Source organism: Rhodococcus sp. NPDC057014, from assembly GCF_042673295.1.
In the GTDB taxonomy this organism is placed as follows: Bacteria; Actinomycetota; Actinomycetes; order Mycobacteriales; family Mycobacteriaceae; genus Rhodococcus_F.
In genome coordinates this window covers 1-17,194 of the sequence record NZ_JBHUSF010000094.1, presented here as the reverse complement: position 1 = coordinate 17,194, position 17,194 = coordinate 1, and the positions used below count along the sequence as shown (strand labels likewise).

Sequence of the window (17,194 nt, the reverse complement as noted above, 5' to 3'; positions counted from 1 at the left end):
TCAGTGCGCCTCGGCGGTGACGGCGGTCGAGTCCGCGGCCCCGGCGACGGTGCGAACGCGCAGTCGTTCCCGCGCGAACAGCGCACCGAGCGTCAGGACGGCGACGGCGGTCGGCACGATCATCAGCAGGAAGATCGTGCGGGCATCCATCCCGGCCGCGATCAGGGCGGCGCCGAGGGTGGGCCCGGCGATGGACCCGATCCGCCCGATTCCCATGGCCCAGCCGATGCCGGTCGACCGTGCCGCGACCGGGTAGATCGACGCCGCGATCGCGATGATGCCCGCCGAACTGCCGGACATCCCGAATCCGACGATGCAGATCGTGATCAGCAGCAACGTGGAGTTCGCCAGGAACATCGCGACGACGCCGATGAACACGGCACCGAGTGTGTAGCCGGCCATCACCACCGCGTAGGCGGCGTCCGCACCCCGGGACCGGCGCCACGCGGTGCCGACTCGGTCGGTGATCCACCCGATCGACAGTGCGCCCGCCATGCCGCCGAGGTTGAACAGCGCCGCGGCGAGGATCGCGTGGGACGCGCTCTGCCCGGCCTGGCTGAACAGCGACGGCATCCACCCGAACAGGAAGTAGATGACCAGGAAGTTGATGACGAACACCACCCACAGCAGCACCGTGTCCAGCGCCCGGCCGCCGGCGAAGAGTTCCCGGATGGGCGATTTGGTGGCCACCGCTGTGTCCACGGTGAACGTCACCGACCCGGTGATGCCCGCGTGCGGTGCGATCGCCGAGAGGATCTTCGCGGCGCCGGCGTGATCGCCCCGGGCCGCGAGGAACTTGCCCGATTCCGGCAGCCCGGCCCACGCCAGCGCCGCCACGATCAGCGGGAGGACGCCACCGGCCACGAAGATCGACTGCCACCCGTACGCCGGGATCAGTTGAGCGGCAGCGAGTCCGCCGAGGAAGCCACCGAGCGACATGCCCGCGACGACGATGGTGACCAGGGTGGAGCGGCTGCGGGCGGGGCTGTATTCACTGGTCAGCGCAATCAGGTTGGGGGTGACGCCGCCGAGCCCGATTCCGGCGAGGATGCGCAGCACGATCAGCACCCCCATCGACGGCGCGAACGCGGACGCGAGGGTGAACACCGCGAACAGCACGGTGCACAGCAGGATCACCCGGCGCCGGCCCCAGCGGTCGGCGACGGGACCGAACAGCAGGCTGCCGACGACCATCGCGCCGCTGCTGAGCGCCAGCAGCAGCCCGAACGAGGCCTTGGACAGGCCCCAGTCCTCGGACAGCGCGGGAATCGCGAATCCGATCAGCTGGGCGTCCATGCCGTCGAGGATCGCGAGCGCCAGGCACAACGCGATCGCACGCTTCTGGAGGGCCGACACCGGTGCGGCGTCGATGAGTTGGGAGATGTCGACTTCACGAGTGGGGGCCACGACGTGTATTCCTCTCGAAGGGGAGAACCGCGGGAGATGAAGCCTCGAACTGGATGGGTCTTGCTAGACGGGGGTGACGGTGCCGTCGACCGCGAGTGCGTCGGCGGGCACCTCGGGGAAGCGCTGGCGCAGGGACGGTTTCGCGAGCTTCCCGGAGAAGGTGCGCGGCAGGGGCTCGCCCAGCGCGACGGCGTGCTTGGGACGCTTGAACTTCGCCAGGTTCTCGCCGGCGACCTCGGCGATGTCGGCGACGATCTCGGCGGCGGGGCGCTCGCTGTGGAACACCACCATCGGCACCTCGCCCCAGCGGTCGTCCTTGACGCCGATGACCGCGAGGTCGACCAGGCCCTCGATGCCGTGCAGCGCCTTCTCGATCTCCGCGGGGTAGACGTTGAGGCCCCCGGAGATCAGCATGTCCTTGCTCCGGTCGACGATCTTGAGGAATCCGCCCTCGTCCTGCATGCCGAGGTCGCCGGTGCGCAGCCACCCGTCGCCGAGGGTCGCCGCGGTGGCCTCGGGCTTGTTCCAGTACTCCCGCAGCACGTGCTCGCCGCGGACCAGGATCTCGCCGACCTCCCCGGCCGGGGTGTGGACTCCCGGATCACCGATCCGGATGTGGGTGCCGACCAGCGGCAGCCCGGCGAAACCGGGACGGGACAGGGCGTCCTCGTAGGCGAGGGTCGAGACCATGCCGGACGCCTCGGTCAGGCCGTAGCACTGCGTGAGCGGGATGCCGTGCGAGCGGTAGAAGTCGAGCAGGTCCAGGCTGACGGGTGCGCCGCCGGTGCCGGCGAACGTGAACTTCGCGAGCCCCCGGGTGCCGAAGTCGGGCAGCATCGTCATCCGTTCCCAGATCACGGGGACGGTCGTGGTCGCCGTGATCTGCTCGCGCTCGAACGTGTCGAGGGCGATCTCCGGGTCGTACTCGCGCAGCAGGACCATCGTCGCGCCGGGCACGACGACGAGCTGCATGAAGATCGACAGGATCGAACCGGTGTACACCAGCGGGGCGGAGCACAGCACCCGGTCGCGGGACGAGAAGCCGAACGTGATCGACTGCGAGATGCCGGGCGTCATGGCGTTGCGGTGGGTGATCAGGGCGCCCTTCTGCACGCCGGTGGTCCCCGAGGTGTAGCAGATGAAGCCGGGGTCGTCGGCGTCGATGGCGACGACGGGTGCGGTCCCGGGGTCGATCAGCCGCTCGTACGGCGGATGGGCACTGCCCCCGATCGCGTAGGTCTCGAACTCCGCCTGCTCGGCGGCGACCTCGAGCAGCGATGCGAAGCCGTCCTCGACGATCACCACGCGCGGCGCGGAGTCGAGCACCATCGGCGCCAGCTCCCTGCCGGTGAGCCGGAAGTTCAGCGGCACGCTGATGGCGCCGAGCTTGAGGGTCGCCAGGATGATGTGGGCGAGTTCGGGGCGATTGAGCATCATCACCGCCACCCGGTCGCCCTTGCGGACGCCCCGCGCGGCGAGTCCGCGGGCGAGTGCGTCGGTGATCGCGTCGACCTCGGCCCAGGTCTGCGCCGTGTCCCCGAACACGATGGCCTGCTGCTGCGAACGTGTCTTACCCCAGAACCGGGTCAGGTCCGCGAGATTCATCTGTGCTCCTCGTGCTCGTCAGCCGGGTGTGACCACCCTCACTTCGTGTGCCGTAAACCTAACAGTTGTAGGCGAACGGCGCAATGCTCGATTCGGGAATTTCGGACACCCGGCAGAACTGGGTCGTCGCACGAAAACAACACCCACACAGTGTATTTCGTGTGGGTGTTGCTTCTGGGGACTGCGTCCGGTCAGCCGGCGGGAGGGGCCTCGCGCCGAGGGCTCGCCGAGTCGGTTGCCGCGGCGACCCGCGTGGTGTCGTACTGCGCCACCGTCCGCAGCACCTCCGCGGTGTCCGCGCCCACGACCGGCGGCAGCGCGGGCGCGAACTTCTCCCCCGCGACGCGCACGGGGCTGACCACGAATTCGAGCTCGCCGACCCCCGGGTAGTCGACCCGGTAGGTGTTGTCCCGCGCCCGGAAGTGCGGGTCGTCGAGCATGTCGGCCACGCTGTTGACCGGACCTCCCGCGATGCCGTGTTCGAGGAACAGCTGCACCCACTCGGCACGGGTGCGCTGCGCGAAGATCTCCGTCAGCGCGCGCCACACCAGGTCCGCGCGGGCGGGGGCACCGTCGTCCGTCCCGGTGAGGTCGACGTCGATCAGGTCCTGGCGTCCAACCGCCACCAGGAAGTTGTGCCAGAACTTCTCCACGTGCGACCCGAACAGGATCGCCTCGCCGTCGCTCGTGCGGTAGGCCTCGAGCCGTGGCCAGTCGGGCAGCCGGCCGTCCGGGAGCCACGTCGGCCGGGGAATCGAGCGGTCCCTGTTCAACGCCGCGTCCACCAGGTCCGGCATCCACGCGGCGGCGACGTCGATGCCCGCCACCTCGACGTGGCAGCCGGTACCGGTGGCGCCGGCCTTGTGCAGCGCCGCGAGCAGGCCCATCGCCGCATACGCGCCCAGCGCGTACATCGCGATCGGCGGGGTCGTGGAGCCCGCCATGCCCTCGGTCGGCGGCTCCGCGGGAGTGCCGACCTCGCGGAGCCCGGCGTACGCGTCGAACACCGGACCGCCGGTGCCGAGAACACGGTACGGCCCGTCGGTGCCCATGCCCGACACCGTGCACAGCACGATCTTCGGATTCACCTGTCGCAGTTGCTCGTAGCCGATGCCCAGCCAGTCGAGATACCCGCCCCGCATGCCCTCGATGACCGCGTCGCACGACCGCGCGAGGTCGAGGAACGCTTGCTTTCCTTCGGGGGTGCGCAGATCGATTGCGACGCTGCGCTTTCCGCGATTCCACCGCAGGTGCATGAAGGCAGGCCCGTCCTCGTCTCCGACGGCACGGCTGCCGCCGATGCGCACGGGATCCCCGAGCGGACCGGATTCGATCTTGATCACGTCCGCACCCAGATCGGCGAGATGCCCGCCGAGCGACGACGGCGCCAGCTGCGCGACCTCGAGGATCCGAACGCCGTCCAGCAGCGAGTACCCACTCATGAACCCTCCTCTGCTCCCCGACCGACGGCCAGCGAGACATTCTGTGTCTGTTCCGGTTTCAGTTCGATCCAGAGTCCGTCGACGTCGGCGACGAGAACGTCGCCGTGATACATCGCGCCGCGCAGGAATCGCTTGCGGCCCTCCTGCCCGGCCAGCTCCGCCTCCACGCGCAATTCGACGCCGAGCGGCGCGGGGGCACGATAGTTGACGTGCAGGTACGCCGTGCGCGCCCAGTGCCTGCCGGAACTGTTGGCGAGGCGCGCGAGTATCTCGTCGAAGATCAGCGGCGTCACGCCGCCGTTCATCGCGTAGCGCCCGGAATGGAATCTGCCGACCGTGACGCGCCCCCGCGCCCGGGTCGCGGTCACCTCGTCGACGTGGAGGGGTGGCGTCAGCGCCTGTGCCCGGCCGGGAAGATCCCAGCGCCTGCCGGCGATCTGTTGGTCCTCGCCTACCTCGAACTCCGCCAGTCGTGCTGCGAGGTCGCGGAGCGTACGCGCCGCGCGACTCGCCGCGTCCGGACTCGGCCGACTGCGGGTGACGGCTTCCTGCACGGAGCGCAGAGCCTCCGCCAGTTCCGCGAACTCGTCGTCACCGTCCGCGGTCGGTGCGAACGGGTCGTCCCAGCTGGGACTCCAGATGTCGTCGGGGGTCGAGACGCGGGTCACCGGGCGCGCCGTCCGAAGTAGGAGCCGAACATCTCCTCGACCGGACGCGGCCGGAGCGTCGTGCGCGACACGACATTCTCCCGGTCGTACCGGGACCGCAGGTCGCGTCCCGGTCCGTCGAGCAGCAGAGTCTTGATCTCGCGCATCGACTCCGGGGGCTGGATAGCGATCTGCCCGGCCGCCTCGAGTGCGGCGCCGAGCACGTCGCCGTCGGCGGCGTACCGGGAGACCAGACCCATCCGGTGGGCCTCCTCACCGGTGACTGCCCGCGAGGTCATCAGCAGATCGCGGGCGAGCCCGGCGCCGATCAGGTGGTCGAGTACCCACGTGAGATTGGCGCCGCCGTACTTCGCCGCGGTGACGGTGATGCGGGTGCCGGGACCTCCGACGCGCAGATCCGAACACGCCGCCAGCAGGGTGCCCGCGCCGTAGGCCATGCCCTGGACCGCGGCGACGGTGGGTTTGGGGAACGTGAAGTACCTCCACAACAGTTCGTCCCGTTCGAGCAGGCTGAGGGCGCAGGCGTCCGCCGTCATCGCCCGGAGTTCCTTCAGGTCGTATCCCGCGGAGAACGCGGCGGTACCCTCCCCCGCCAGCAGCACCACCCGGACGTCCGGGTCGTCCGCCGCCTCGGCGAGCGCGGAATCGAGTTCACGTTGCAGGCCGAGGGTGATCGCGTTGTGCACGTCGGGCCGCGCGAGTTCGAGTTGCAGCACTCCGGGCGCGGGCGACGATCGGCGAAGGTCGCCCGTCGTCACCGCACACCGCCGGCCGCGGCCTCCTGCCGAGCGACCTCCTCGGCATCGCGGGTGATCATCTTGTGGAACACCTGACCGGGAAGCTCGTTGCGTCCGTAGATCAGCTCGTCGACCTGCCCGTGTGCCGCGTTGGCCGTGATCGTCTTCGTGACGAACCAGTCCTCGGCGTGCAGGGTCTCCATCAGGAGTTCCCAGTTCTTGTCCAGAATCCGCTTCTCCCGCGGAGTCTCGGGTTCCTTCGGGGAGAGAAGGCGAATGGTGCAGTACGACACGTTGGGATCTTCGGTGTCGGGCACGATCGTCCAGATCTCGAAGTGGTTGGGCTCGGTCACGAGCATCGTGCCCGGGTAGATCGTGTAGTTCGCCAGGGAGTAGTCGCGGACGTCGAACGAGTCGGGATCTGCGCCGCGAACCTCGGTGATCGACTTGCGGGCCACGACGATTCGCCACGAACGGTCGACCAGGTCGTAGGCAGTGATGTTGCCCTCGAGGTAGTTGCACACGGTCTTGGTGTGCAACTGGCACAGGTGGTACGAGTCCTGGATGCCGTCGACGGCGATCTTCCAGTTCATGTCGAGTTTCCAGGTCTCCTTGCGCACCTGGAACGACTCGGCCATCCCGGTGTCCGTCACCTCCGCGTCGTGCTTGGCGCCGAGAATCGCGGCGATGTCGAGTTCGGCGCCGACCGTCGGAACCACCCAGACCAGGCCGTGCCGCACCTCGCAGGGAAATTCGACGAGCCCGTACTGCGAGCGGTCCATGCCGTCGAAGCCTTCCGCGTGCGGCATTCCCCGCAGATCTCCACCGCGGCCGTACGCCCAGTTGTGATACGGGCAGCTGAAGACGCGCTTGCAGCCGGCTTCCTCGAACTCCACCTTCGAGCCCCGGTGCCTGCAGACGTTGGAGAAGGCCTTGACGCTGCCGTCCGTCTGCTTGACCACCAGCAGCGGCGTGCCGATCAGCTCGGTCGTGACGAAGTCGCCCGCCTTCTTCAGCTCGTCGACGTGGGCGACGATGTGCGGCAGCCGCCGGACCACCGTGCGCTCGCGTTCGGCGAGCTCGGGGTCGTTGAACACCGAGAACGGCACTCGAAGCAGGTCGTCCGCGTAGTCGGTGCTGTTGTTGTCGACGTGTGCGATCAGTCGCTCGGTGAGGGTGATCTTGTCTTCGCGCTCCATACACCGAGAGTGGCACATGAGACATTCGTTGTCTAGCGTCTCACGGCAGATTGTGGTTGTACTGTTTCCTGGTGGCTGCAAGGACTGGAAACGACCCCGCGACCGACGTCCGCTCGACGATCCTCACCGCAGCGGAGTCGTGCTTCGAACGCTTCGGGATCACCAAGACGACCATGGAGGACGTCGCCCGCGCCGCGGACATGTCCCGCGCAACCGTCTACCGGTATTTCTCGGACCGGGAGAGTCTGATCATCGAATCGGTCGCGCGGCGCGCGCGCAAGAACATGACGCCCGCCCGCGCCTTCATCGCGAAGTGGCCCACTATCGAGGAGCGACTCGTCGAGGGCATCTGCCAGAACGTCGAGAGCGGTCTGCGGGACCCCATGGTCCACCTGCTCGTCTCCCCCTCGGAGATGACCCTGGCGAACTCCCTGCTGACCACGTCGGGCAAGGCCGTCGAACTGACGAGTGAGCTGTGGGAGCCGATTCTGCGCGAAGCGCAGGAGGCCGGCGATCTCCGCGCCGACCTGGATCTGACATTGCTGTGCGAATGGATCTCGGAACTCGAGATCATGTGTATCAGCCAACTCAACGGCGGCACCGGCTCGCTGGAACGGTTCCGCGAGAAGATCCGCACGTTCCTGGTCCCCTCGGTTGTTCCTGCCGCGCTGCCTGCCGGCGACTGAGTACGCACAGGTACGGCGCCGCCGGCAGAGGGCCCCGAACCGGCTACCGCGGCGCCGTGTCCCCGTCGAGTGCGGAATCGATTCCGCTGATCTCGGTGATCTTCCAGTCGTTACCGCTGTCGACCGTCATCTTGTAGGTCGCGGTCGACTGCAGTCCGTCCGGTGCCTGGCTGTTCTTCGTCAGGACGCTGACGAAGCAGTCGACCGAATAGGTTCCGTCCGGTCCCGGTTCTGCTTTCGCCGAGATCGGCTGTGCGCTCGACGTCCACTGGAGCGGAGCGATGATCTGCTCCATCGACGTCGCGGCCTGGGTGAGACGGCTGGACAGTTCCGGGGCGGTGCCCGCCGTCAGCCGTGTTCGCCACGCGGGCAGGTCGCGAAAGTCCATTTCGGCGGCGCCGGTCGCGTAGTCGAGGGCGATCCGTTCGGCCTGCTGCCTGCTCGCCGCCGCGTCGTGGAGTCGGTCGAGTTCGTCGGTCGTGCTCCGAAGTTGCCACCCGAGCACCGCCAGTGCGACGACGAGAACGGCGACCAGGCCCCCGGCCACCACCGACCGCAGTGGCACGTTCCTGCCACCGCGACGCCCACGATCGCCCGCACCCTCGGACGAATCGGCCTCGGGGGCGGTTCCGGAGTTCACGAGTTCCATTGATTTCTGCATCGTTCGCCTTTCACTGGGCTGTCCGATCTCCGGGGGTGGACGATCGAGTACGTCTCGGGGTGCGGTCGGCTCTACCGTCCCGACGGGCTGAGGTGGACTGTCAGTGCATCTCCGGATGCGGTGGACGCCATGACGTTGTCGAGCAGGCGGCCCACGTCGACGGTCCGCATCGACGCCGCCCCGGCCTGGACCGAGGGCAGGAGGTTCACGCCGATCACCTGCAGGTCCGGGGCGGTGTGGTCGAGGAACGTCTGCAGTTCCCCGATGAAAGGACTTGCACCGTTCGCGATTCCGTCGCGCAGGGGACCCTTCTCGGTGGCGAACCGGATTCCGCCGAGTACGTCGTGGAACCCGCTGCCGAACTCGGCGACGATCGGTGTCGTATCCCGGAAACCCTGTGGGAGGGTGGCGCTGTCCATCAGCAGTGGTTGCAGGGTGTCGAACAGCGTCGTGAGGTTGTCGGACTGCTGGGTGAGCGTCGCCGCGAGTAGTTCGCCTGCCCGCGTGAGATTGTTCAGGACCGCGAAGTCGTCGGGGAGTGCGACGTCGATCGTGTCGAAGATCGCTTGTACCCGAACGGGATCCACCTGCTCGAGGAGCCTGGTCAGGCGCTCCGAGAGCTCCTTGAACGTCGTCGGCACCACGACCTGGTTCGCCGGGACGGTGTCCCCGTCCTCGAGATACGGCCCCGCTGCGGACGAGGGCAGCACCGCGAGGAACGGTTCGCCCAGTGCCGACAGATTGTCGACGCGGAACTCGCTGTCGGCGGGGATCGACCGGTCACTCTCGTAGTTCCACGCGACCTCGATGTGATCGGCCGACGCCGTCACGCCACTGATGTGTCCGATCGCCACCCCCCGGAGCAACACACGGGAGCCGACGACGAGTCCGTTCGTGTCCGGCACGTCCAATGTGGCGGAGCGTACGTCGTCGAACCGGGAGACGTGCAGACCCGCCCGGCCCATATAGAGGAACGACAACACGGCGATCACCACCATGCCGAGAATCGACAACGAAGTCTTGACGGTCATTTCACAGCTCCCAGCATGCGGAGCAGGTTCTCCGCGTCGGCCACGATCTGGTCTCCCCCGGCAGATTCGATGCCCTCGATCTCCACGGACGGCTTCTGCGCGAACGGCACGATCCTGCTGCGCAGGAAACGCGACAGCACGACGGTCGTGTCCGGGCCCTCGTCCCAGACGTCGCGCGCCACGTCCCCCGTGTCGGCGAGCGTGTTCAGCATGGGAACCATCCACAGACCGCCTTCGTAGACGCTGCCGACGGAGGGCAGGATCTGGCCGATGTGCGACACCACCGAGATCGCGAGTCGCCGCCAGTAATGCACGCTGGAACTGTCGAACATGGCCGACAGGGCGTCGGTGCGATCGTCGAACGACAGTGCGGTCTCGTTCAGCCCCGTCAGCGTCCGGTCGATCTCCCGCGTCCTGGCCGCGAGATCCTGCATGTCCAGCGCCGCCACGGACGCCACGTCGCGCACGGCCGGGAGCGGCGGCACGACGGCGTTGACCCGGGCCATCACATCCTCGATCCGCTGGATGCTGCCGCCGTTGACGAAGTTCGCGAGGACGGCGATGGTGTCCTCCAACTGCGGTGGCGAGATGGTGCGGGCGACGGGGATCGTGCCACCGGCAGGCAGGTATTCGTCGGCGGAATGTTCGCCGTCGCCGGTGAGCGCGATATAGGTGTCGCCCAGGAGAGTGTCCTGACGGACGATCGCCCGCGCGTCGGCGGGAATCCTGGTGTCGCTGCCGATTCCGGCCGACACAGTCACCGTCGATCCGGACACCTGCAGAGACCGGACCTCGCCGACCCGCAGACCGTCCATCATCACGTCGGCACCGGCGGGCAGATTCATCACACTGGCGAACTCGAGCGACAGGTCGTAGGTATTGCCGACGCCACCGCGGACCGAGGGCAGGTCGTCCGGCCCCAGGGAACATGCCGGTACCGTCAGCACCACCGCGCTCACGGAGGCAGCGCACAGAAGCTGCCGCGTTCTTCTCGACAGATTCATCTCAATTCCTTCCCGTCCGCACGAGGTCGAGCAGCCGATCCATCGGCACCTCGGTTCCGGTGGTCGTCAGAGCCACGGTCGGCGGCTGGTAGGCAATGGTGAGTGCGCCGTCACGCGTCGTCTGCTGCGCGAGGAAGGGTGCAACCGACGGAATCGTCGAGATCAGGCCTGCCATGTCGTTCGACCGTGTCGCCGCCAGCTTCAGGGCATCGGTCGCCGGTCCGTGCACGAAGGGCCAGATGTCGGCGCCGTAGTTCTGCTGGATGTCGTGCAAGGTCGCTACCAGCCAACCGATTCCCTCGCACACCTCGATGACTCCGGGCCACAGGTCGATGCCCGCGGCCACGACGGCAGGCATCTGCTCCACGATCGACCGGATCGAACTCCACCGGCGGAGCGCTTCGTCCGTCAGCGGGGCCATGTTCGCGATCGACGAGCCGATGTCGGCGACGAGTTTGTCCGGATCGGCCGCGGCCTCGGCGGCATGCCTCATCATGTCCGCGGCGTTCTCTCCCTGGCCGCGGAGCGCCTCGTCGAGACCGAGCACCGTCTTCCGGACGTTCTCCTCACCGTCGTCCGGAGCGATGGCATCGATGAAATCGGCTGCCGAACCGGCGATCTCGGAGATGCTTTTCGGAGTATGGCTGTGCTCCAGCGGAATGCACTGCTGCGGAGCGAGTTCCGGACCGGTCGTGTAGTTGCCGACGAGTTCGAGGCTCCGATCGGCGAGCAGGGACTTCGAGCGGGTGACCGCTCGGACGTCGAACGGATAGGACCGGCCACTCGCGAGCGAGAAGGTGACCTGCACGTGGTCGCCCTGCGGCTCGATGCCTTCGACACGGCCCACCTCGTAACCCATCTGGGTGACCGGGTTGCCGGCGTAGAGGCCGATGGCGTCGGGCATGAGCGCGCAGAACGCCGACCGGTCTGCCTGCTGCCCCGTCGTCGCGACCGCCACACCGGCGCCGCAGACGGCGGCGGCCGCGCACACGACGGCCAGCACCTTGACCATCAGGCGTGATTTCCCGGACATCTCAGCACGTCCGTCCGGGAACGGGGACACAGAAGTCCGAGGCCATGAGTGTGCCGCCCTTGATCGCGGCCATTCCTTCGGGCGTCAGCCATTCGGCAAGCTGAGTGCGCAACGACTGAAGATTGTCGATGGCCGGGCCCATCGACGTCCGGAACTCGTCGATCACCCCCTTCGCGTGGTTCACAGCGTCGAGTACCTCCGTCTTGTGGTCGAGATAGAACGCCTCGAACGGCTGAATCGTCATCAGGACGTTGCCGAGCAGGGAATACGCCTCGTTGAAACCGGCGTGGGTGGTGTCGTACGTCGAGAGGACCACATCGATCTCGCGGATCAGTTCGAAGACCATGTCCTGGTCGGCCTCGAAGCTCTGGAGATACTCCGCGGCGAGGTCGGCGATCGTGCGGACCTGCGCACGCTGCTGATCCATCACGCGGGCGATGCTGGTCAGGCCCGAGATCATCGACGCGATCGAATTCGGGTTCTCCCCGAGCGCCCGGGCCATCTCGTCGAGGTTCGCGTCGACGGTGCCGCCCTCGACGTTGTCGGTCGTGTGCGGCGCGGCCTGGAGGACATCGCCGATCGAATACGGGACGCTGACCTGCTCGACGGGCAGCGGAGTGTCCCCGAGCGGCAGAACGCCGAGAGGGACGAGGGTGATCGCGTACCCCCCGACCGGGGTGAGCATGCGCACCTCCACACGGGAGTCCGAGCCGACCGGTACCGCGTCGTCGATCTCGGCCGTCACCAGTACCGCGTCCGGCTCGATCGACACGTCCGTGACGGTTCCCACGCCGATGCCCGCGACCCGGACGTCCTGGCCGACGTCGATCGAGGAGGCATCGTCCGTACGGAACGAGAACGACATCCGTCCCGGTGGGTTCGCGTAGAGGACGGCGGTGGTCACGAGTGCGAAAACCACCAGGAGAACGATGCCCGCGCCGAACGCGACCTCCCTGCCGACCAGCGCCCGCGCGCGGCTCAACACCCCGCCGATACGCTGGGCACGGTTCTTCGTCACGGGTTGCATACGACGACCTCGCTCCCTCTCAGCAGAACCTCGACGTCGGTGGGTAGCTGCGCCACGCCGTTCGTGCACTGGAGACCGCCCGGGCCGGTCTGCGGAACCTGCAGTCCGGCGAAGGCGACCGGCAGCAGTCGCAACGCTTCCGCGGTGTCCGGCACCGATGCGAATGCGTCGGAGAGCATCTGCTCGACGTTCATTCCGGGTTGCAGACCGAGAGCATCGATCAACCGTGTGATCGGTGTGAGGAATTCGGGGCCGAACGCAGCCGTCTTCGGGAACTCGTCGATAACCGTCATCGCCTTCGCGATGGGGAAGCTCACCGAGCGCAGGAACTCGACGACCTCGGGCGACCGGCCTCCCATGCTGTCGGAGATCCGTGCGAGATTGCCGGTGAGGGTCGAGATGACCTGTTCGCGGTCGTGGGCGAGGCCTGCGAGTTTCTGTGCGTCTTCGAGCATCGGTGACAGTCCGTTTCCGTCTCCTTGCAGAAGCGAGATCGCGTTCTCGGTGAAGGTGTTGATGTCGTCGGTGCTCATGGTCGCGAGTACCGGTTGCAGTCCGTTGAACAACTCGGTGATGTCGAACGAGGCCCGCGTCTTGTCGGCAGGCAGTCGATCGACTGCGTCGCCCGGGTTTTCGGGGAATTCGGCGTCGATGTAGCGAACGCCGGTGAGGTTCTGGTACTTCACCGCGAGGATCGTATCGGAGGTGAGCTGATACGGCTTCTCCATCGTGAAGTGCACTTCCGCGAGACTCCGCCCGCCGTCCCGGATCAGTTCGACCGATTCGACCTTGCCGATCCGGACCCCCTTCGTCCGGATGTCCCCGTGTGCACCGAGCCCGGAGACATCGGTGAATTCCGCTGTGTAGCTGTTTGTCTCATTGGTCACCGGGCTCTTCATCGCGCTGATCACGATGATGAAGAGGACCACGGAGACCGCGGCCGCAACGGCGAGCTTGACGAGAGTGACGATGTATCTGGTTCGGTTGCTCATCGGCCGGCCCCGTCCTCGGACGGCGGGGCACCGGTCAACGCCAGGGGTGCCGCCAGTGCGGGCAGATCGTCCAGGACGATCCGCAGATTGAGCCGCTGCCCGTCGCCGCTGTCCTCGAACGCCGTGTCCAGCCGCTCGACGGCGGTGCGCAGCCGCTCGGGGCGCGCCCCACCGTCGTACAGGTGCGGCACCACGCCGGCGAGTTCCGAGACCACCTCGGTGACCGGTACCAGTTCGTCACCGTGAGATTTCAGCAACTGCCCGGCCTGTCCGAACAATTGTCCGGCCGCCAGGGTCAGACCCGCGTCCGTCTCGTCCATGAACGGGTCGTCGACCCCTACCGAACCGTCGGGTCGCTGGTTGTAGGTGCTGTTGTAGATGTGGGTCAGCGAATCGATCGCCTGGCGATTGAACGCCGGGAACACGTCGAGGACGTCGTTGACTCGCCCGAGCAGGTCGGCCGGAAGTGCCTGCTGAGTCTGCGCGACCCGGTCACCGAGCACGAGTGCCGCATCGAACATCGGTGTCAGGCCGTCGGTGTACCGGACGACCTTGTCCAAGCTGGTGATCATCGAGTCCGTCAGGGTGCCGTCGACGGCCAGCGAACCCTTCTCGATCATGGTCGACATCGTGAAATCTCCTGTGGGCATGCGGTCCAGGGTGCGGTGTGCCTCCAGACCGGAACCGCCGGGCCTGCCGACCAGATTGACGGCGGTGGATCCGAAGTAGTTCTGCGGCCGGAAGTCGACATCGAAGGCATCGGTCAGGCCGCCGATCTGATCGGGATCCAGCTGAAGGTCCATGCGGACGGAGTCCGCGCCCGTCCGTTCCAATCCGGTGACGACACCGACCTCACCGCCCCGCAGGATCACCTTCGTGCCGGCGTCGACGCCCGGGCCCACGTAGGGGACGTCGATGCTGATCGGCAACCCTTCCGTGTCCGCACTGCCCGGGTACACCCAGACCGCAGCGATCAGTGCGCAGGTCGTCACGACGACCCCCAGCCCCGCCCCGTGCAGCACTCGGCTCTGACGGCCGGGAACCCCTCTCAGGAAGTCCTGACTCCTCGCTCTGCTCATTGACTCATCCTTTGAACACCAGTTCGGGACTGAGGCCCCAGATCGCCACAGTCATACAGAAATTCAGGACGACGATCGCGACGAGGCTCGCCCGGATCGCCCGCCCGGACGCCGCACCCACGCCCGCGGGCCCACCACCGGCGAAGTATCCGTAGTAGCAGTGGATCATCGTGACGACGGCACAGAAGACGACTGCTTTGACCAGCGACGCCACGAGGTCGGGAACACTGAGAAACTGGCTGAAGTAGTGATCGTACGTACCCGAGGGCTGATGGTGAAACGTCTTGATGATCAACCCTCCGGTGAAGAAACTGACCACGAGCGCCATCAGATACCCGGGGATCACGATGAGCATGCTTCCGATCAGCCGCGTCCCGACCACGAACGGAATGGCCTGCAATCCCATCGATTCGGTGGCGTCGATCTCCTCGGAGATGCGCATCGAGCCGATCTCGGCGGTCATCCGGCAGCCGGCCTGCGCGGCAAATCCGATTCCGGTGATGATCGGGGCGATGACCCGGACATTGCCGAACGATCCGATGATCCCGGTCAAAGCACCGAATCCCAGCAGATCGAAGGCCATGAACGCCTGGATGGCGACCACGGCGCCGACGGCCAGTCCCAGAAAGAACATCAGGCTGACGACACCGCCGTCGACGACGAGGGATCCGTTCCCCCACGCCATGTTGTTCATGGTGGTCATCGTCTGCTTGCGGTAGTGCCGCAGAGTTTTGGGCAGCAATGCGATCGTCTTGACGGTGAAGACCGTCACCTGACCGATTTCCTCGACCACCGACGTCGCAGCGCGCCCCACCGAGCGAATCGGTTGCAGCAGAAGCCCGCCGACAGGTCCCCTGCGATGCGTGGAGTGTGTGTTCATGTCACGCCAACCGGGCCGGAAAGAACATCATCTGGATCTGACTGACCACGAGATTGGTCATGAAGATGCAGAAGACACTGAGTACCACCGAGGCGTTGACCGCGTTGGCCACGCCTTTCGGGCCGCCCTTCGCTTCGAGGCCGCGCAGGCTGGCGATCAACACGACGAGCGCCGCGAAGATCACCGACTTGAGCACGGAGAAGACCAGGTCGGTCGGTGTCGCGAACGAGCCGAACGACTGCCAGAAACTGCCGGGTACCACGTCGTTGACGTTGGCCGAAATCACCAGCCCCGCAGCCACACCGGCCGCGACGATGACGATGCACAGCATCGGCGCGATGGCGACCATCGCGATGAACCGCGGAACGACCAGTCGCTGGACCGGGTCGATCCCCATGACCCGGATCGCTTCGATCTCCTCGCGGATCGCGCGGGCACCGAGATCGGAGGCGATCGCCGATGCGGCCGCACCGCTCATCAGCAGTCCCGCGGCCATCGGCGCTCCCTGCCCCACCACACCCAGCCCGCTCGCGGCTCCTGCCAGCGAGTTCGCGCCGACCTGATTCATGATTCCACCGACCTGCACCGAGACCTCGGCACCGATCGGCACCGCCATCAGCACCGCGGGAAGTGCGGTGACCTTGAGAAGCTTCCACATCTGCGTGGCCACTTCCTCGAGGGGCAACCGCAGGGCGATTGTGTCGGACACCGCATATTTCAGGATGTTCACGGCGAGCTCACCGGATCGCCCCAAAGTCGCGAGGCTGCGAAGGGGCGTGTCCTTCAGGTATTTCCCCACCGCGGCGATCGACGGACGCGGCCGCCGTCGCTTCTCCGGTGCGGCCGGTTCGATCGGCGCGGCATCCACGGCGATCGGGACCTTCACACTCGTCACTTCGCAACTCCCGTGTCGAATCCCACTGCCTCGAAGTACATTCGGTCCGTGTCTGCGTCGCCCGGACTCCACTCGTCACCGAGTCCGTCCGCTCCGAGGCTTTCCTGGATCGCGATCTGCGCGTTCTCCGGCAATGTGTGCATGATGTGCCGGACCCGTTCCTGACGACGGGCCACGGCCTGCCGGAACGGCATCCCCGGCGTCGCCTTCATCTGCGGAACGATCCCCTCCACATCGTCGACACCACCGGCATGATGCCCGGCATCGACCATCGCCTGCTCCTGCGCCATCTGCGCCTCGTCCTTCTCCTCCGACATCCCGATCGGACCGATCATCGTGCCGTTCAGGAACTGCTTGACCACCGGCTCCTCACTGGTCAGCAACACCTCCCGCGGACCGAACATCACCAGATGCCGACGGAACAACATCCCGATGTTGTCCGGCACCGTCCGCGCCAGATTGATGTTGTGCGACACGATCAGAATCGTCGCATCGATCTCCGCATTGATATCGATCAACGTCTGCGAAATATACGTGGTACGTACCGGATCCAGACCAGAGTCCGGCTCGTCGACCAGAATGATCTGCGGATCCAGCACCAGCGCCCGCGCCAGCCCGGCACGCTTACGCATACCACCGGAGATCTCGCCCGGCAGCTTGTCCTCGGCCCCGAGCAGACCGACCAGTTCCATCTTCTCCATCACGATCTTGCGGATCTCGGACTCGGACTTCTTCGTGTGCTCGCGCAACGGAAACGCCACGTTGTCGAACAGGTTCATCGACCCGAACAACGCACCGTCCTGGAACAGCACCCCGAACAACTTCCGGATCTCGTACAACTCCTTCGA

Annotated in this window: 17 protein-coding genes; 1 reads left to right on the top strand and 16 read right to left on the bottom strand. The window is 66.7% G+C overall.

What is annotated here, in order from left to right:
- The 6 genes from ACFTZB_RS19800 to ACFTZB_RS19775 form a co-directional block, all read right to left on the bottom strand.
- Positions 1-1,407 carry an MFS transporter gene (locus ACFTZB_RS19800; protein ID WP_378433647.1) on the bottom strand — a complete coding sequence of 469 codons (1,407 nt, stop codon included), beginning with the start codon at positions 1,405-1,407 and terminating at the stop codon, positions 1-3.
- A 63-nt stretch (positions 1,408-1,470) separates the two neighbouring features.
- Positions 1,471-3,012: a class I adenylate-forming enzyme family protein gene (locus tag ACFTZB_RS19795; RefSeq protein ID WP_378433646.1), complete on the bottom strand. Its 1,542-nt coding sequence runs from the start codon at positions 3,010-3,012 to the stop codon at positions 1,471-1,473.
- A gap of 191 nt (positions 3,013-3,203) precedes the next feature.
- Complete coding sequence (locus ACFTZB_RS19790) at positions 3,204-4,454, bottom strand: CaiB/BaiF CoA transferase family protein (protein WP_378433645.1); 1,251 nt, start codon at positions 4,452-4,454, stop codon at positions 3,204-3,206.
- A complete protein-coding gene (locus ACFTZB_RS19785) occupies positions 4,451-5,122 on the bottom strand; it encodes a PaaI family thioesterase (RefSeq protein ID WP_378433644.1) in 672 nt (223 codons plus the stop codon). Before ACFTZB_RS19785 ends, ACFTZB_RS19790 begins: the two co-directional genes overlap by 4 nt.
- Positions 5,119-5,880 carry an enoyl-CoA hydratase/isomerase family protein gene (locus ACFTZB_RS19780; RefSeq protein WP_378433643.1) on the bottom strand — a complete coding sequence of 254 codons (762 nt, stop codon included), beginning with the start codon at positions 5,878-5,880 and terminating at the stop codon, positions 5,119-5,121. Before ACFTZB_RS19780 ends, ACFTZB_RS19785 begins: the two co-directional genes overlap by 4 nt.
- The gene (locus tag ACFTZB_RS19775) at positions 5,877-7,058 is read right to left on the bottom strand and encodes a Rieske 2Fe-2S domain-containing protein (protein WP_378433642.1); all 1,182 of its coding nucleotides are present in this window, start codon (positions 7,056-7,058) and stop codon (positions 5,877-5,879) included. The genes ACFTZB_RS19780 and ACFTZB_RS19775 overlap by 4 nt, the downstream gene beginning before the upstream one ends.
- A 71-nt stretch (positions 7,059-7,129) precedes the next feature.
- Between ACFTZB_RS19775 and ACFTZB_RS19770 the strand changes: the two genes are divergently transcribed.
- Positions 7,130-7,744, top strand: coding sequence for a TetR/AcrR family transcriptional regulator (locus ACFTZB_RS19770; protein ID WP_206013102.1), 615 nt, complete (start codon positions 7,130-7,132; stop codon positions 7,742-7,744).
- Between the two features lie 43 nt (positions 7,745-7,787).
- On the opposite strand, the gene ACFTZB_RS19765 is transcribed toward ACFTZB_RS19770, so the two are convergent.
- The 10 genes from ACFTZB_RS19765 to ACFTZB_RS19720 form a co-directional block, all read right to left on the bottom strand.
- Positions 7,788-8,405 carry a hypothetical protein gene (locus ACFTZB_RS19765; RefSeq protein ID WP_378433641.1) on the bottom strand — a complete coding sequence of 206 codons (618 nt, stop codon included), beginning with the start codon at positions 8,403-8,405 and terminating at the stop codon, positions 7,788-7,790.
- A 71-nt stretch (positions 8,406-8,476) separates the two neighbouring features.
- On the bottom strand, positions 8,477-9,436 hold the full coding sequence (locus ACFTZB_RS19760) for an MlaD family protein (RefSeq protein ID WP_378433640.1): 960 nt from the start codon (positions 9,434-9,436) through the stop codon (positions 8,477-8,479).
- Complete coding sequence (locus ACFTZB_RS19755) at positions 9,433-10,440, bottom strand: MlaD family protein (RefSeq protein WP_378433639.1); 1,008 nt, start codon at positions 10,438-10,440, stop codon at positions 9,433-9,435. The genes ACFTZB_RS19760 and ACFTZB_RS19755 overlap by 4 nt, the downstream gene beginning before the upstream one ends.
- Before the next feature lies 1 nt (position 10,441).
- Complete coding sequence (locus tag ACFTZB_RS19750; protein WP_172651481.1) at positions 10,442-11,473, bottom strand: MlaD family protein; 1,032 nt, start codon at positions 11,471-11,473, stop codon at positions 10,442-10,444.
- Between the two features lies 1 nt (position 11,474).
- Positions 11,475-12,500 (bottom strand): MlaD family protein, encoded by a 1,026-nt coding sequence (locus tag ACFTZB_RS19745; protein ID WP_378433638.1) that lies wholly within the window; start codon positions 12,498-12,500, stop codon positions 11,475-11,477.
- Positions 12,488-13,492 (bottom strand): MlaD family protein, encoded by a 1,005-nt coding sequence (locus ACFTZB_RS19740; protein ID WP_378433637.1) that lies wholly within the window; start codon positions 13,490-13,492, stop codon positions 12,488-12,490. Before ACFTZB_RS19740 ends, ACFTZB_RS19745 begins: the two co-directional genes overlap by 13 nt.
- Complete coding sequence (locus ACFTZB_RS19735; protein ID WP_378433636.1) at positions 13,489-14,571, bottom strand: Mce family protein; 1,083 nt, start codon at positions 14,569-14,571, stop codon at positions 13,489-13,491. Before ACFTZB_RS19735 ends, ACFTZB_RS19740 begins: the two co-directional genes overlap by 4 nt.
- 4 nt (positions 14,572-14,575) lie before the next feature.
- On the bottom strand, positions 14,576-15,451 hold the full coding sequence (locus ACFTZB_RS19730; protein ID WP_378433635.1) for an MlaE family ABC transporter permease: 876 nt from the start codon (positions 15,449-15,451) through the stop codon (positions 14,576-14,578).
- 1 nt (position 15,452) lies between these two features.
- A complete protein-coding gene (locus ACFTZB_RS19725; RefSeq protein WP_378433653.1) occupies positions 15,453-16,259 on the bottom strand; it encodes an ABC transporter permease in 807 nt (268 codons plus the stop codon).
- Between the two features lie 83 nt (positions 16,260-16,342).
- Positions 16,343-17,194 (bottom strand): ABC transporter ATP-binding protein (locus ACFTZB_RS19720; RefSeq protein ID WP_378433634.1); only part of this gene is annotated, 852 nt, incomplete at its 5' end.

Coding starts and splice junctions, on each gene's coding strand:
- ACFTZB_RS19795 (WP_378433646.1), bottom strand. CDS start 3,012: ATGAATCTCGCGGACCTGACCCGGTTCTGGGGTAAGACACGTTCGCAG.
- ACFTZB_RS19790 (WP_378433645.1), bottom strand. CDS start 4,454: ATGAGTGGGTACTCGCTGCTGGACGGCGTTCGGATCCTCGAGGTCGCG.
- ACFTZB_RS19775 (WP_378433642.1), bottom strand. CDS start 7,058: ATGGAGCGCGAAGACAAGATCACCCTCACCGAGCGACTGATCGCACAC.
- ACFTZB_RS19765 (WP_378433641.1), bottom strand. CDS start 8,405: ATGCAGAAATCAATGGAACTCGTGAACTCCGGAACCGCCCCCGAGGCC.
- ACFTZB_RS19760 (WP_378433640.1), bottom strand. CDS start 9,436: ATGACCGTCAAGACTTCGTTGTCGATTCTCGGCATGGTGGTGATCGCC.
- ACFTZB_RS19755 (WP_378433639.1), bottom strand. CDS start 10,440: ATGAATCTGTCGAGAAGAACGCGGCAGCTTCTGTGCGCTGCCTCCGTG.
- ACFTZB_RS19750 (WP_172651481.1), bottom strand. CDS start 11,473: ATGTCCGGGAAATCACGCCTGATGGTCAAGGTGCTGGCCGTCGTGTGC.
- ACFTZB_RS19745 (WP_378433638.1), bottom strand. CDS start 12,500: ATGCAACCCGTGACGAAGAACCGTGCCCAGCGTATCGGCGGGGTGTTG.
- ACFTZB_RS19740 (WP_378433637.1), bottom strand. CDS start 13,492: ATGAGCAACCGAACCAGATACATCGTCACTCTCGTCAAGCTCGCCGTT.
- ACFTZB_RS19735 (WP_378433636.1), bottom strand. CDS start 14,571: ATGAGCAGAGCGAGGAGTCAGGACTTCCTGAGAGGGGTTCCCGGCCGT.
- ACFTZB_RS19730 (WP_378433635.1), bottom strand. CDS start 15,451: ATGAACACACACTCCACGCATCGCAGGGGACCTGTCGGCGGGCTTCTG.